General features: G+C 44.5%; 8 protein-coding genes. 1 reads left to right on the top strand and 7 read right to left on the bottom strand.

Annotation, left to right across the window (positions count from 1 at the left end; translation table 11 throughout):
• The first annotated feature begins 79 nt into the window (after positions 1 to 79).
• Positions 80 to 6,310, top strand: a complete 6,231-nt coding sequence (locus NSS67_RS00065) for a 5'-nucleotidase C-terminal domain-containing protein (protein WP_339317765.1) — start codon at positions 80 to 82, stop codon at positions 6,308 to 6,310.
• Between the two features lie 89 nt (positions 6,311 to 6,399).
• Here NSS67_RS00065 and NSS67_RS00070 read toward each other — a convergent pair whose 3' ends face one another.
• The 7 genes from NSS67_RS00070 to NSS67_RS00100 all read right to left on the bottom strand — a co-directional run bounded on the left by NSS67_RS00070 (position 6,400) and on the right by NSS67_RS00100 (position 15,322).
• Entirely contained in the window at positions 6,400 to 7,038 is a 639-nt protein-coding gene (locus NSS67_RS00070) for a histidine phosphatase family protein (RefSeq protein WP_339317766.1), read from the bottom strand.
• Positions 7,039 to 7,076: 38 nt separating this feature from the next.
• Positions 7,077 to 7,880, bottom strand: coding sequence for an AAC(3) family N-acetyltransferase (locus NSS67_RS00075; RefSeq protein WP_339317767.1), 804 nt, complete (start codon positions 7,878 to 7,880; stop codon positions 7,077 to 7,079).
• A 145-nt stretch (positions 7,881 to 8,025) separates the two neighbouring features.
• Complete coding sequence (locus NSS67_RS00080) at positions 8,026 to 9,588, bottom strand: response regulator (protein ID WP_339317768.1); 1,563 nt, start codon at positions 9,586 to 9,588, stop codon at positions 8,026 to 8,028.
• Positions 9,585 to 11,537: a histidine kinase gene (locus NSS67_RS00085; RefSeq protein WP_339317769.1), complete on the bottom strand. Its 1,953-nt coding sequence runs from the start codon at positions 11,535 to 11,537 to the stop codon at positions 9,585 to 9,587. The genes NSS67_RS00080 and NSS67_RS00085 overlap by 4 nt, the downstream gene beginning before the upstream one ends.
• Positions 11,538 to 11,654: 117 nt before the next feature.
• Positions 11,655 to 13,331: an extracellular solute-binding protein gene (locus tag NSS67_RS00090; RefSeq protein ID WP_339317770.1), complete on the bottom strand. Its 1,677-nt coding sequence runs from the start codon at positions 13,329 to 13,331 to the stop codon at positions 11,655 to 11,657.
• 92 nt (positions 13,332 to 13,423) lie between these two features.
• Complete coding sequence (locus NSS67_RS00095; RefSeq protein ID WP_339317771.1) at positions 13,424 to 14,314, bottom strand: carbohydrate ABC transporter permease; 891 nt, start codon at positions 14,312 to 14,314, stop codon at positions 13,424 to 13,426.
• Between the two features lie 18 nt (positions 14,315 to 14,332).
• Positions 14,333 to 15,322, bottom strand: coding sequence for an ABC transporter permease subunit (locus NSS67_RS00100; protein ID WP_339317772.1), 990 nt, complete (start codon positions 15,320 to 15,322; stop codon positions 14,333 to 14,335).
• Between the last annotated feature and the right edge of the window lie 189 nt (positions 15,323 to 15,511).

Raw genomic sequence — 15,511 nt, forward strand, 5'->3', positions numbered from 1 at the left:
GACAACCTTTCATTTTACATTTGAATGCTAACATTTAGTAGGTTGTTAATAAAGATTTGAGGGGAGAATACTTATCCAAATGATTATTTCTTCAAGAGTAAGGAAATGGTTTGCTACTGGACTGGCCATGTTAATGGGTGTCGGCAGTGTGCTGCCAGCTGTTCAGACTGCCGAGGCAGCACCGGATAATAGCAATATTGTTATCTCGCAAGTTTATGGTGGTGGTGGAAACAACGGAGCAGAGTTTAAGAATGATTTTATTGAATTATATAATCCTACCAATAAACCTGTAGTCTTGACTGGCTGGAAAGTTCGGTATGCTTCCGCGACTGGAACCTTTAGTGGCGGAACAGAATTAACAGGAACCATCCCGGCAAATGGATACTTCCTTGTCCAAGAGGCTGCAGGAACAGGAGAGGCTACTGCACTACCTACTCCTGATGCTGTGGGTACCCTAACTATGGGTGGGACAAACGGTAAAGTCGACTTAGTTGACCCTTCAAATTCTACGATTGATTTAGTCGGTTACGGTACAGCCGCGGGGGAGGGAACTTCAACCCCTGTTCTAACCAACACGACAGCCGCTATTCGTAAAGCTGCAGCTGGTGCTCCAACAGATAGCCGCGGTCTAGATACGGATAACAACGCTGCGGATTTTGTTGTTCAAGCAGCAAGTCCGCGCAATAGCAGCTATGGTAAAGCGCCCGAAACGGCTAGTTCCATTGTAGCTTCCCCAGCCGCTAATGCCTGGCCAGTGGGCACAGAAATTTCTTTGAGTTCTCCAACGGTTGGAGCATCCGTCTATGCAGCTGTCTATGGATCAGCTGGTTCAACTAATTTCCAACCGTACACAGGGCCTATTACCTTAACTGAAGAAACTACGATTAAAGCGTACGCTTCCGAACCGAATATGCCAGACAGCGCTGTAACGACTTTTGATTACAAGATTCTGACCAAAACAGATGTCGCAACAGCACGTCTTACTGCTAAAGGGCAGAATATTTCAACAGAAGGTATCGTAACTCACATTAACGCTGCGAAAATGTATATTCAGGATGAATCCGGCGGCGGGATCGTACTTTATGGATTCCCAGAGTTCGCAAACGTTGGAGATCGTGTTGAAGTTAGTGGCGTTATGGATATCTTCAGCAACCTGCAAGAAATCAAATTCCAAAATGGACTTCAATACGATGTAGTTGCCCCAGGTACTGGAGTACCTGCACCAAAATTGATTACAGCCGAAGACTTATCTCCAGCGAATGGTGAGAGTCACGAAGCTCAGTTAGTAACCCTGAACAATGTCACCGTAGTCAACGTGAATGGAAACACGGTGACAGCAAGTCAAGGTGACAAGCAATTCACTATCTTCTCAACCCTGCCTAGATTAGTAAAAGATAAAACCTTTGACAGCATTACTGGGGTTATTGAGCAATATAACAACGTTTATCAATTCATCCCCCTTAATGATAATTCTTTGGTGGAAGAAACCTTTTCCGTTATGGCGAGCCCTGGCGCAGGTCGCATCATTATAGGAAGTTCTGTGACCCTATCCAGCCCTACCCTTGGAGCACAGATTTACTACACGACCGATGGAACAGAACCAACAACAGCAAGCAAGCTGTATTCAGATCCGATTACAGTTAGTAAAGATCTTACCATCAACGCAATTGTCGTAGCAGGTGGCAAGACAAGTAAGGTATATACCTTTGCATATAAAGCTTCTGAGCTCCCTCGAATACATGATATTCAAGGAGAATCTCATACTTCTGAGTATGCAGGTCAAAATGTTTCTGATGTAGAAGGCATCGTTACCCAATACGGATATACTTTCGCAACTGGCGCTTATAGAGGTTTCTTTATGCAGGACCCTCAGCCGGACAATAATGCGAATACATCGGAAGGTATTTTCGTTTATAGCACAAATGCATCCCTTAAACCTAAAGTTGGAGATGTAGTTCGCGTTAGTGGAGCTGTTTCCGAGTATAACGAAGGAAATGCGAGCAATCTAACCTCCACTCAAATTACTATGACTTCATTAACAGTAGACTCCTCTTCTAGTTATACATTGCCGGAGCCTGTCTTACTTGGTAAAGGTGGAAGAGCTATTCCTTCTTCAATTATCGATAACGACAACATGGCTAATTTTGAGCCTAATGAAGATGCAATTGATCTCTATGAATCGTTAGAGGGTATGCTTGTTAAGCTCTCTACCCCTACGATTATCAGTCCTTACTGGACAAGTGGCAGCGGAAATTCCATGCTCTATAACATCCCTACAAGAGTAGAGAACGACACACCTGATGTCATCACACCAGCTGGTGGACTAGTTCTTAAAGAATACAACCAATTCAACCCTCAGCGTCTCATCATTGCTTATGGAAATCCGGGTCAAGAAGTCATCACCGGAGATAAGTTCGCTGGAGATGTTACAGGGGTCATCGGATACAACAATGGTAACTTCAAAGTCATTCCGGAGAACGGTAAGCTACCTGCCATTACTCCAAGTACCTTTAAGCAAGAAACAACTACTCTTGAAGTCAATGAGAGTAAGCTGTTGATCGCATCGTATAACATTGAGAACTTCTATCCAGGTGTCGGAGCAACAAAAATCCAGAAACTAGCCGACTCCATCACAAACAATATGAAAAAACCTGACATTATCGGCGTTGTCGAAATGCAGGACAGCAATGGTGAAACCAATAATGGAATCACTGAAGCAAGTGCAACCGAACTGATTAAAGCTATCGAAACCGCTGGCGGTCCTGTATATAAATACACAGATATCGCTCCAGAGAACAATATGGATGGCGGAGCTCCAGGCGGAAACATTCGCGTAGGATTTCTGTACAATCCAGCAAGAGTACAGCTTGCGGACAGTGTAAATGGGCAAAAAGGTACAGCAACACAATCCGTTGGCTACAATGCCGCGACAAATCAATTAACTAATAATCCTGGACGAATTGATCCAACAAACTCCGTATTTGCAAGTTCACGCAAGCCCCTTGCTGCACAGTTTGTATTTGGTGGCGAAACCGTGATTGTGATTGCAAACCATTTTAATTCAAAAGGCGGCGATAATGGTCCTTTCGGGGTCGTACAGCCACCTGTATTGTCCAGTGAAACACAACGTCATAAAATCGCGGCGATCGTAAACGGATTTGTCAAAGAGGTTCTGACTGCAAATCCTAAAGCCAACATCGTAGCGCTTGGTGATTTGAATGATTTCCAATTCACTAAAACTGCAACCCTCTTAAAAGGTACAGAGCTGGACAATTTGATTGAAACGTTGCCTTTAAACGAGCAGTATACGTACACCTATGACGGAAACTCTCAAGTACTGGATCATATTCTTGTCAGTAAAAATTTAACGGCTTCTTCCAAAGTAGATGTCGTCCATCTAAATGCCGACTTCTCACCATCAAAAGGTCGGGTATCTGATCATGATGCAGTTATGGCACAGATTGATTTTAACTCTGCTGAAGACTTCCCATTAACCGTTCTACACACTAACGATACGCATGCAGGACTAGATACTGTAAGCTCACCAAACAACATCTTGCGCCGTGTAACGGCAATCAAAGATGCTAAGGCGACTACAGAGAATCCTATTCTTGTCGATGCAGGTGATGTGTTCTCTGGAACACTTTACTTCAATAAATATTCTGGCTTAGCAGATATGGCCTTTATGAATCTGGTCAAATATGACGCTATGACTTTCGGTAATCATGAATTTGATAAAGATTCTAACACTCTTTCCAAATTCATCGCTAAGGCTAAGTTCCCTTTTGTCTCCTCCAATGTGAACTTCTCGGCGGATGACATTTTAAGCAAAATGTTCACCAATGAAATTGGTCGATCGGGTAATGCAGCAACCATCTACCCTGCGTTGATCAAAGAAGTAGACGGCGAGCAAGTCGGTATCATCGGTCTGACGACAGAAGACACTGCAAACATTGCTTCACCAGGTAAAGTGACTTTTGAGAATGCCTTCGCTAAGGCAGAAGCTACGGTCGCTATGCTGCAAAAAGAGAAGGTTAACAAGATTATCGTTCTCTCTCACCTTGGCTACGAAGAAGATCTCAAGCTAGCCAAAGCGGTTAATGGCATTGATATTATTGTCGGTGGTCACAGCCACACGAAACTGGATCAAGCCGTTGTAGATAACAGCGATCCTAATGCACCGAAGCTGATTGTACAAACCGGTGAAAAAGGTCTCTTCCTTGGTCAACTTGAAGTTAAATTCAACAAAGATGGCGTACTGACAGATTGGAAAGACCAATTAATCTCCATCGATGCTAAGAATGGCGCTAACTACGTTATCGCAGAGGATCCTGAAGCCAAAAAAATCCTGGATACCGAATATAAGCCTGGTATTCAAGAACTGAGCAATGAGGTAGTAGGAAACTCAGAGGTTATTCTAAACGGCGTTCGTGATAATGTACGTACAAAGGAAACCAACCTGGGTAACCTGATTGCCGACGGCATGCTTTATGCAGCCAAGAAAGCTGGCACTAATGCGGTAATCGCCCTGCAAAATGGTGGCGGTATTCGCGAATCCATCAATGAAGGACCGATTACACAAGGCGAAGTACTCGGAGTACTTCCATTCAACAACGATCTGGTTACGATCACTTTAACCGGACAAGAAATTAAGGATGCGATGGAGAATGGTGTTTCCAAAACTCCAGCGGCAGACGGACGTTTTCCACATGTTGCAGGGTTGAAATTCTATTATGACTCCACCAAGCCTGTGAACGAACGTGTATTACGTATTGAAGTGGAGAACGGGGATAAATACATTCCTCTAGATCTAAAAGCATCTTATGAAGTAGCTACTAATGCTTTCACAGCTAAGGGTGGAGATTTCTACACTTCACTTGAAAAAGCCTATAAAGAAGGTCGCGTGAATCTACTGTACCTACCGGACTTTGATGTATTTACGAAGTATCTTCAGAAGATTGGAAATGTCACTGCGAATACTTCCGCAGTTGAAGGCCGAATTGTGGATCTGAAAGGTGCACCGCTACCGGAGACAAATCCAACTCCGACACCAGTTCCAACTTCACCAACAGTTCCAACTTCACCAACTGCAACAACAGCACCAACGACTGCTCCAACTGTTGCACCAACGGCTGCACCGCAATTAACAACAATTGATGCTGCTGATCTGACCAAACAACTTGCTGAACTGCCAACTGGTAAACATGAACTGGTCATCCCGGTTAAAGCTACTTCTGGCGGAGCTCAAGTAGAACTCCCAGGCACTGTGCTTGTACAGCAAGCTGCAGCACAGCCTAACACCGTTCTTACCTTTACAACTGCTGGCGCTTCTTATTCCTTACCGCTCAGCATTGTAAACAGCGCAGCGCTTACCGCTCAATTAGGTACCAACGACTTTACAATTACGGTATCCATTCTACTAGCAAATTCGGGAACACTGAGCAGCACAAACCAAGCTATCGCTTCACAGCTAGGTAATGCTACTTTAGCTGCTCCAGTAATCGAATTTAGTGTTTCAGCAGTAGCCGGATCTAAACGTGTACCGCTGAACAACTTCGGCAGTACTTATGTTAATCGGACGATCAATGTACCTACTTCCTTAAATTCAAATAACGCAACGGCAGTGGTCTTCGATCCTGCTACAGGCAAGATTTCCTTCGTGCCTGCGATATTTGCCCCTAAGGCTGATGGAACAACAGATGTTACGATTAAACGGAACAGCAACAGCTATTACACCGTTGTTAAATCTTCCAAAACGTTCGGAGATACTAACGGGCATTGGGCTAAAGCGTCCATTGATCTGTTAGCTTCCAAACTGATCGTCAGTGGAACAAATAGCGATACGTTCTCTCCTTCACAGTCGATCACGCGGGCCGAGTTCGCAGCATTAATTACGCGTTCTCTCGGACTTGCGACAGTGGGTGGTGAGTCATCATTTAAGGATGTAAATTCAAGTGCATGGTATGCTGATGCTATTCGCACCGCAGCAGGAGCCGAATTGATTTCTGGTTATACCGATGGCAGCTTTAAGCCAGGTAGCCCAATCACTCGTCAAGAAATGGCCTCTGTATTAGCTAAAGCTATCAAGTACACAGGCAAGACCCTAAACGCCGATCCTATAGCACTAGCTAAATTCAGTGACGCGGCTAGCATTCCTGCTTGGTCCCAAGCAGCCGTAGCAGAAATCGCTGCTGAAGGCATCATCCAAGGAGCAACAGACGGTTCCTTTGCTCCACTGAAGCTGGCAACTCGCGCTGAAGCCGTTACGATGCTGGAGAAGACATTGAAATCTCTCCAGTTCATCAACTAATACAGGCTGCCCCCAGCCCTGAACACAAAAAGGCGGTTCCTAGGAGTGCATAATGCACTCGAGGAACCGCCTCTTTTTTATATTACACCCTACGATTCCATCCCAGCCTCATTCTCTTCATAATGACTTGTGTCCCCATGCAGCAGAATCTCCGGCACGCCATCCGTAAAATCGATTCTGGATAAGCAGGTTGGATAAATGTACGGCAGATCCCACAGCTTAGGCAACTCTCTACTTTCAAAATAAGCCATCAAGAGCTTAATTACTACCGTATGCGATACGATAAGAACAGTCTCACCCTGATGCTCAGTAATAATTTCCTGTAGCTTCTCCAGCGCACGTGCCTGTACCTCTGCGAAGGTCTCACTGCCTTCCACTTTAAACTGACCAGGATCTTCCCAGAAGAAACGATGCTGCTCAGAATACTGAGCTACTAGCTCAGCAGAATCTTGGCCTTCCCATACGCCCATGCCAATTTCTTTGAAAGCATCAGAGGTCTTCAGCGGAACATCCCGTTCTCCGCGAATAATTTCAGCTGTCCGCAGCGCCCTTGGGCTGGGGCTTGCGTAAATGACATCAAGCTTTTTAGCCTGCATTCCCCTGCTCAGCCATTCCGCCTGTTGTACGCCAAGCGTCGTCAGCGCAGAATCCATATGACCTTGCATACGATTCTGCACATTCCATTCCGTCTGACCATGCCGCGTTAAATATATCGTTGTCTTACTCATCCGTTGCTTCTCCTCCTAATCCCAAATCCAGAGATCGTCTACTTCCTGTTTCGCTCCATCCAGTTCACCGCATAGTCAACGATTTCACGCTGAGGAATCAATTGCGCTGTAGCTGAGGCGATGTGACCATATGTAATAAGCCCTGTCTCTTGCCCGAATTGCTCAGCCAGCTCAACGAAATCGTCAGAGTTCCAATCCAACTCCTTGAATTCCACCCACTGCCTATGACCATCCACCATCATAGGTGCCCCGCCAATAACTTCCTTCTTTCCTTCATAGAAGGCGCGGCATTCAGCAAGATGTAATGAAGTATTATTTAGATTCCCTACGCCTAGCAGCAGAACACTCCCACCCAGATCATAAATACGAGCTAGTGGAGAGTCTTCCCCCAAACCGTATTCGAGAGAGTGACCATACATAATCTCATCTCTATGCTTGCCCCAAGCTGCAAATGAATGAATGGGATGCTCACTGCGCTTTACCCCTTTTTGTTTACGGAAGCAATCCGGAATAATTCCCATCCCTCTCAGTGGGGTCAGATCTGGATCATAAGCCGGCATCTGCTCACGAATACTTTGCCACCACGACTCGGGAACCGGTGGGTTACTCCAGCCAGCAGGGTCCGTCAGATCGCTGGAATGCGTCGGCATCACAAGTGTGCCTGATTCTCCAAGAACCTCCTCAAGCGCCAAAATAACGGCTACCGGCCCACCTGCCACCCATTGACCTAGTGATTTAAAGGACGAATGTAGAAGAATCGTCGTTCCCGCCTGTACACCCAGTCGCCGAAAATTGTCTGCCAACGTCTGAACTGTAATCAAATTACCTTGAATTTCTTCCACCCTTCATTCCTCCAAACTCTTGTAGCTAAACAGCAAAGCTTCACACTGCCATTATATAGGAGGATCACTTCTAACGACACCCTTAATAGTCCCAACGGCTACAAACGATGCAATGATATTTATACTAAGCTACTTATCCTGCCGCTTACGTCAAATCTTCAGACAGTATTTTGGCTCTATAATCCCCTGGAGAGATCCCTTCCAACTCTTTGAACACACGGGCAAATTGCTTACTGTTCTCAAAGCCTACTTTTTCCGAGACTCCAGCAAGCTTGATACAGCCTTTTGCCAGCAGTTCTTTAGCGTGACGGATGCGTACTTTTTTGAGATAAATGACGAAATTCTCACCGGTGTATGCCTTGAAGGCTTCGCTAAAATAAGAATAATTCAAAGACACATGGTTACTAACCATAGCCATATTTAGTGGACGAGCGTAGTTCGTTTCAATATAAATCAGTGCTTCCTCCATATCCGCATGCTCCGTATGAGCATAGCGTACCCCTAGAATGTAATCATTCACACTGAGGAGCAGATTCTCAAGCGCACGATAATAATCGTGGAAATGACGATAGTTATACATATTACCAACCGTACGATATAGCTTTAGCACCTCAACCGAGGCTTCGCCATACACCCGAAATACTTCATCCAGTACCTGCTCATTGATACTCTGCCCCACACTCTCGAGATAAGACAAGTCCAGCTCCTTCAAATGCTCCGTCTGAAAAATAACGGACAGCAGGCACTTGATTTCCTTCTCACGTTCTGTCCCAAGCATATTGAGCAGCTTGCGAAGCTCCTCCTTCGGCAAAGGAAAATCACGTCGTTCTTGGCTAACATCCTCATAATCCAAAAAGTCAGCTTGCGGATATAAAAAAGTATACTGCAGTGCACGGCACGCTTCCTTATAACAGGAGCGCAGATCATTTAGACCGTGTCCCTCACTGCTGATCCCGATCAATAATCCTGTTATATCTCTGGCTTCAGCTTGTCTGGATAGCTCAATAAAATCCTCTTTCTTGCTTCCAATCAACACTAATCTACAATCCCAGTCCGTTGTAATTTCCATAAAATAATTCTCTAGCGTCCCTATCATCCGTTCGGCTAGTCCTTGGACTTCTCCCGATTTCATCCGAGTGCCATCATTATAATAGTAATTCAGCACACCAACTGTAAAAGGAACCTCCAAACCCTTTAGTTCCTCTTGCTGCTCTCGCTCTAACTGAACCTCCTGCTGCTGCAGCAGCTCCCGCAAACGACTGGAGCGTAGCTCTTTGCGAAAATGCTCTGTTTCCCGCTCCAATTTTTTGGCGCTGAACTCCTGTTCTTCCTGTTCCTTATGGATTTGCTTTAAAATTTCGAACAGCTCATCACGGCGAATCGGCTTAAGTAGATAATCCTTCACTCGATAGCGGATTGCGCATTTGGCATATTCGAAATCATCATGCCCACTTAAGATCACCACTGCTGGACTATTCTCGCCCCTTACCTCCACAGATAACCGCTCCAAAAGCGTAATTCCATCCATCACCGGCATACGAATATCCGTAATCATAATATCTGCACCGTCTGTCTTATATACCTCGAGCGCCTCTGCGCCGTTGCTCGCCATTGTGATGGTATAAGCGGACGGAAATTCCCTTTCAATCATGGTCTTCAGGCCGTAACGGATATTTTTCTCATCATCAACGATCAGTAGTTTCTTCATAGTTGTTTTTCTCCCGTCAAAAGAACTTTCGGCAAGGTCAACCGTACCGTCGTCCAGCTTCCTGCCTCACTCTGTACTACAAGCCCGTATTCTTCACCATAAAAGATTTGCAGACGCTGGTGTACATTCCGCAGTCCTATGCCACCTGCTCTCCGGTTTGCCTCCCTCTGTTCAGAAGGGCTGTCACAACGTTCATCCTTAGCATAAATCGCCTCATTTAAAGCAACCAGACGCTCTGGGGTTAGACCAATGCCATTATCACGAAGCTCTATGAAAATATCACCTTCCGTTTCCGAAATATGAATATGAATGTTCGGGTCCTGTAAATTCTCTTTCTCGCCGCACCAAGCATGCTTAACACTGTTCTCTACAATAGGCTGCAGTGACATTTTCAGCACCTCCAGCTCTAAATATCGAGGTTCTATATGAAGCACAAGCTTAACTGGATACTCAAAACGAATATTCATCACTTCAATATAATTCTCAATATGGCGGACTTCATCCCGTAGCTTCACATACTCTCCGGACCATTTGAAATTATAACGCATCATCCCACCGAGTGAAGTTAGTGCATCTGATATCGTTCGTTGATTCTCAATTTCAGCGAGCATTTTAATATTTTCAAGCGTGTTATACAAAAAATGGGCGTCAATTTGGTTATGCAGCGTACGCAGCTCGGCCTCTTTGGACAATGCCTGCTTGCTCACAGCCTGAGCGACCAACGTATTAATTGTATTCATTAGCTTAGAGAAATGATGGGCAAGCTCACCGACTTCTCCTCCACCCCGAATCGTAATTCCAGTATACGCTTCACCTCTGCGCACGCTTTTCATCGTTTCGGTCAATCTGCGTAGATTTTTTAGAATAAATGCATTCATCACATAAGCGATCAACGTAAGCAAAACAATAAACCCGATATTAGCCCCAATTATGAAGTTTCGTGTACGGGAGATATCCTTCATAACACCTTCCATCGAGACCACATTTAACAGATACGCATCAATACGATCCAAGGGGGTGTTAATCAGTAAGAACGATTGGCCATTCTCCGAATATTCGCTGTCCCATTCCCCTGTTGCCCGAAAAGTCTTATACCGATCAGCAATAACACTGGCCATCTCCTTGTTGTCCTGTAGAAAAGATTGGTCTGGTCGAGTAAATAGCTGCAGTTCACCATCTACTAGGAACATTTGTGTCTGGTTATCCCGCACATCGGTATATGTCTTTGGCGTAAAGCGTTTCAACAGCATATCTACTTGAACCATCCCAATATGATTGTCAGCAGGACGACTCATCTCACGTAGTAAAGAAACCTTCGGCAGACTCTCAGTCGGTGCACCCAAGTATCTCTGCATCAGATCAGGATCACTCTTTTGAAAAGACCAATACTCCTGTCCCTTTAGCTGCAGCGCTTTCTGGTACCACGGCTCGGAGGACACTCGCTCTTCGCGAAATAGAATCGGCCAAATTTCATGCATCGTTTCGCTTTTCGAATACAATCGTAGATGCTCGATATTCGGGTTATTGAATTGAATACGGGTCATATTCACATAAGCATTTGTATTAAAATCAATCAAATCTTCAAGCATCGGCTCAGTCTCATTCGCAAGAAAATCTCTCACATCCGAGTCAGAATATGCCATCTGCGCTGCCCGTTCCATCGCTTCAATTTGATTGTGGATATGCAATTTTTCCATTTGCAGCAAATATTCATTTTTCTCAACAGCATCTCGGAAATAGGTATTATTGATAGACTCATAAAAATAGACGGACACCAGCAAGCACGGGCCAATAATAATAAAAACATAAGCAGCAATCAAACGACTCTGCAGCGACCTGCGCCCCCACCAATACAAGAAGGAATGCCATATTTCTCTGCTGCGTTCGCGCATATTCACACTCTTCACTTCTTCCACGTTCACCTCGCTAATATCGTGAATACTTAACATGATTAACTATACCTTATTATTGTTTGAAATAACCCAAAAACCCGCAATCAGCGGGCTTTTAGGTTATTTTTTAAAGATACGGGTACCGTCCCTAAAAGGACGCAAAGCCGTTTCTTCTTATTGGGAGAGCTTCACTTTATTCTCTTCGTACTTTTTCTGCTGGTAAGCTTGGAATTTATCTACGCCTAAATCCTTCTGCTTCGCTAAATACTCACTCCATATGGTATCGAATTCAGCATCTGAAGACGCCATGAGCAGCTTAGGAATCGTCTTCCCACGCAGTTCTTTCAGCTTTGTAGCAATGATGCCTTCAGGGGAGTTACCTGTAGGATCTATCTGTTGGAACGTTGAAGTACTAGTCGCTTTTCCTCTCGTCCAATCTTCTAATTGTTTGAAAGGCTCTACTGATTTAGGAGCCCATTGGTCCGTGATATTCGTGTTTTGCATCATCCAGTAGGTGAACGATGATCCGTATTGCTTATCAAACGCCGAACGATCCTTATTCATTAGATCAAATACTTCAGGCTTAAATTGGTCTTTGCCATCAATCGTTTCATAGCTGACACCCTTTTCACCCAAGAACAAGTCTTTGTTGCCTTCTTCACTGTTCAAATAGCTTAGGAAGCGAATAGCGCGAGCTTTATCCTTTACATCTTTGGAGATCAGTGTTACCGTCCAACCAGCGATAGCAGGGCCATCAAGGGTCGGTTGATCCAAGTTCGTATTCGAAGGACCATCAACAGCAATATAAGTTTTGCTAGGATCTTGTTGGTAAATCGTACCTAGCTGCGCTGCAAAGTCTGTACGTTGGTAGAGCATTGCGAAATAACGACCTTGAGCGATTTTCTCTTCCATTTGTGGACGTTTATCAATAAAGATATCTTTAGAAAGCAGTCCATCCTGATTCGCTTGACGAAGCGTCTTCATCCAGCGGATATATTCAGGATCAGTTTCACGTGCATATACCTGACCATCTTTTTCTCTAGGAATCGCCAGGAAGTTCTGAAGATAACCTTCCAGTGAATCATTACCGTTCACACCAAACTCATGCAGGCCAAGTGGGATAAGCGGCTGTCCATTTACGTCAGGAAATTTCTCTTTAGCTAACTTAAGCGCATTCAAAAAACCTTCTGGTGTGCGCATATCGGGACTTCCAATCGCTTCATACATATCCTTGCGAACAGCGAATACTTGGTTGGATACGTAGTTTTCTCCATATTTCTCATAGTCGGCAGGAGAGGAAGAAGAGTTAGGATAGCCATACACATTACCATCTTCTTGAGTGTACCAATTCAGCTTATCTTTATCGGATACTTTGTAGAAATAAGGATCATATTCATCAGCAAGCTTGTTCAGAGGCAACGCAAGATCGCCTTCGATTATTTTCTTAATTGCATCTTCATAGAAGCCCAATGTAATGAAATCAGGCAATTTACCAGAGGCAATGAGTGTGTTCAGTTTCTCATTCTCGTTACCAGCCGGAACGATGAAATTAATATCAACGCCGGTTTTCTTAGTTACATATTGAGAAGTAGGGTCCACGCCCCATTTATTAGGGAACCATGAGAAATTCAGGTACCAGTCAAACGTGATCGGAGAAGTGTCAACCTTCCAACCGGGCTCATCAGCTGACAAGGTAACAGGTGTTTCTGTCTTCGCCCCCGTGTTCGTTTCTTTAGCGCCATCCGAATTTCCATTAGCGCTATTCCCACTGGAGCAGCCTGCAACCGACAATGTCATAACCGCTGCGAGAAGTAGAGCCATCACTGTTCTTGGCTTGGTTTTCATACCCATATTATTTACCCCTTTTCTATAATTATTAGTTATAAGCTCAACCCCAGAGCTCATAGAGATGAGCCGCTGGAGGAGTTACCTTTACTTAAGGATCAGCCCTTAATGGAGCCAATCATCATTCCTTTAACAAAGTAGCGTTGTAAGAACGGATACACGAATACGATAGGAAGTGTAGTAACCACCATCGTCGCCAGCTTAATCGACTGTGACGTTACACTTCTTGTCATGCCACTACCTTGTGCAGCGACCATCATTTGAGTCGAGCTAGACTGTGCTACAACGCGGAACAGATACGTCTGAATGGGCTGTAGATCTGTATTATTGATGTAGATCATACCTGTAAAATAATCATTCCATTGGAACACGCCGTGGAACAGCGCGATGGTTGCAATAACAGGCATAGACACTGGAAGCACAATCCGCAGGAAGATGGACCAATCATTAGCCCCATCAATCCGGGCCGCTTCCTCCAGTCCTTCAGGAATCTCTCGGAAGAAGGTCATGAAGATAATAAGATCGAAGAAGCTAAACATCGCAGGAATGATATACACTAAGAAATTATCTAGTAACTGAAGGTCTCTGATAAGCAAGAAGCTCGGGATCAACCCTCCGGCGAAGAAGAGCGTAACCGTACCCATAAGCATGTAAAACTTTCCACCAATCAGGCCTTTACGAGAAAATGCATAAGCTACCATCGCTGTGAAAAATACATGCAGGACTGTGCCGATTGCTGTTTTGGCAACTGTGATCCACATCGCCTGCATAATGCCAGGACTATCGAACACTGCTTTGAAGTTCCCTAAGCTGAACACCCGCGGCCACCAGTAAATACCACCTCGCATGGCATCCGTACCTTCATTAAAGGCATTGACGAGTACGTACCAGATCGGATAAAGCGTTATGAAACAAATACACAGCATGACGATGTTGTTGACGATATCGAATAGGGCCTCGCCCTTCGTTTTGCGCTTGAGAGCAAACATGTGTAGGTCCTCCTTATCCTAGAACAATGATGTATCGTTGATTTTTTTAGACACTTGGTTAGCTATCAGCAGCAAGATTAGAGCAATAATCGATTTCAATAGTCCAACCGCAGTCGAGTATGAGAAGCGGCCTGAGAGAATCCCTGTGTAGTACACATAGTAATCGATTACATTACTTGCACTATCATTCAACGAGTTACGTAACACCAAGATCTGATCGAAGTTGGAGCTTAGCACACCACTGACTGCAAGAATGAAGAGAATGCTGATCGTCGATTTAATGGCCGGCAGCGTAACGAACCACATCTTCTGGAATCGTCCAGCACCATCAATCGTCGCGGCCTCATACATTTCAGGAGATACACCAGAGATTGCTGCTAGATATATGATCGCTGACCATCCAAGCTCCTTCCAAATATCAGATGAAATGACAATCGTCCAGAAGTAGCTAGGCTCAGCCAAATACGTAATCGGTTGATCAATGATATTTAGCGCTAACAAGATGTTATTGATAATCCCTATATCCGCAAGCCATGTAGCTAGAATACCGCCGAGTACAACCCATGAGAGAAAGTGAGGTAAATACGAAATCGTCTGAATCCACTTTTTGAATCTCACCGAACGTACCTCGTTTAGGAATAGGGCGAATATAATCGGCAGTGGAAAACCGATGATGAGCTTGAACAAGCTGATCCCGAGCGTATTCTTAATCACATTGACCAGACTGTCATCTTGCAGGAACTCTTTGAAATGCGCAAGTCCTACCCATGGAGCCTCCGAAATAGATTTGACGATGTTGAACTCCTTGAAGGCAATAATAATTCCATACATTGGAATGTAGTTAAAGATGATCATCCAGGCTACACCTAGTAGAGCCATGGTCTGTAGATGACGCTGGGCAATAAATCTCCTCCACAGCGAGTTACGATTTACTTTACCGGTTTCGAAATTGCCAGGAATTATCGGTTTCATACCTGGGCTTACTTCCATGCTTTTTTTGTTCTCCATCCTCTGGACCTCCAGGCTACATATCTTTTTCTTTTTCTTTTTCTGAAGCGCTTACAATATCTATGTATTTATTGTATTTGCTTTTGCCTGTCTCCGTAAGGCTTTGAATTTCGGGTTATAGGCTCCATTTTTCGGGTGGTACGCGTTTATCCTTATATTTGGAGAAAAAAAATAAGGGAGGGCCTAGGC

This window comes from Paenibacillus sp. FSL R10-2734 (assembly GCF_037963865.1).
GTDB lineage: Bacteria > Bacillota > Bacilli > Paenibacillales > Paenibacillaceae > Paenibacillus_AQ.

Excerpts from the sequence above, each read along its gene's own strand:
- NSS67_RS00090 (WP_339317770.1), bottom strand. The coding sequence starts at position 13,331 with ATGGGTATGAAAACCAAGCCAAGAACAGTGATGGCTCTACTTCTCGCA.
- NSS67_RS00100 (WP_339317772.1), bottom strand. The coding sequence starts at position 15,322 with ATGGAGAACAAAAAAAGCATGGAAGTAAGCCCAGGTATGAAACCGATA.
- NSS67_RS00095 (WP_339317771.1), bottom strand. The coding sequence starts at position 14,314 with ATGTTTGCTCTCAAGCGCAAAACGAAGGGCGAGGCCCTATTCGATATC.
- NSS67_RS00080 (WP_339317768.1), bottom strand. The coding sequence starts at position 9,588 with ATGAAGAAACTACTGATCGTTGATGATGAGAAAAATATCCGTTACGGC.
- NSS67_RS00070 (WP_339317766.1), bottom strand. The coding sequence starts at position 7,038 with ATGAGTAAGACAACGATATATTTAACGCGGCATGGTCAGACGGAATGG.
- NSS67_RS00065 (WP_339317765.1), top strand. The coding sequence starts at position 80 with ATGATTATTTCTTCAAGAGTAAGGAAATGGTTTGCTACTGGACTGGCC.
- NSS67_RS00085 (WP_339317769.1), bottom strand. The coding sequence starts at position 11,537 with ATGTTAAGTATTCACGATATTAGCGAGGTGAACGTGGAAGAAGTGAAG.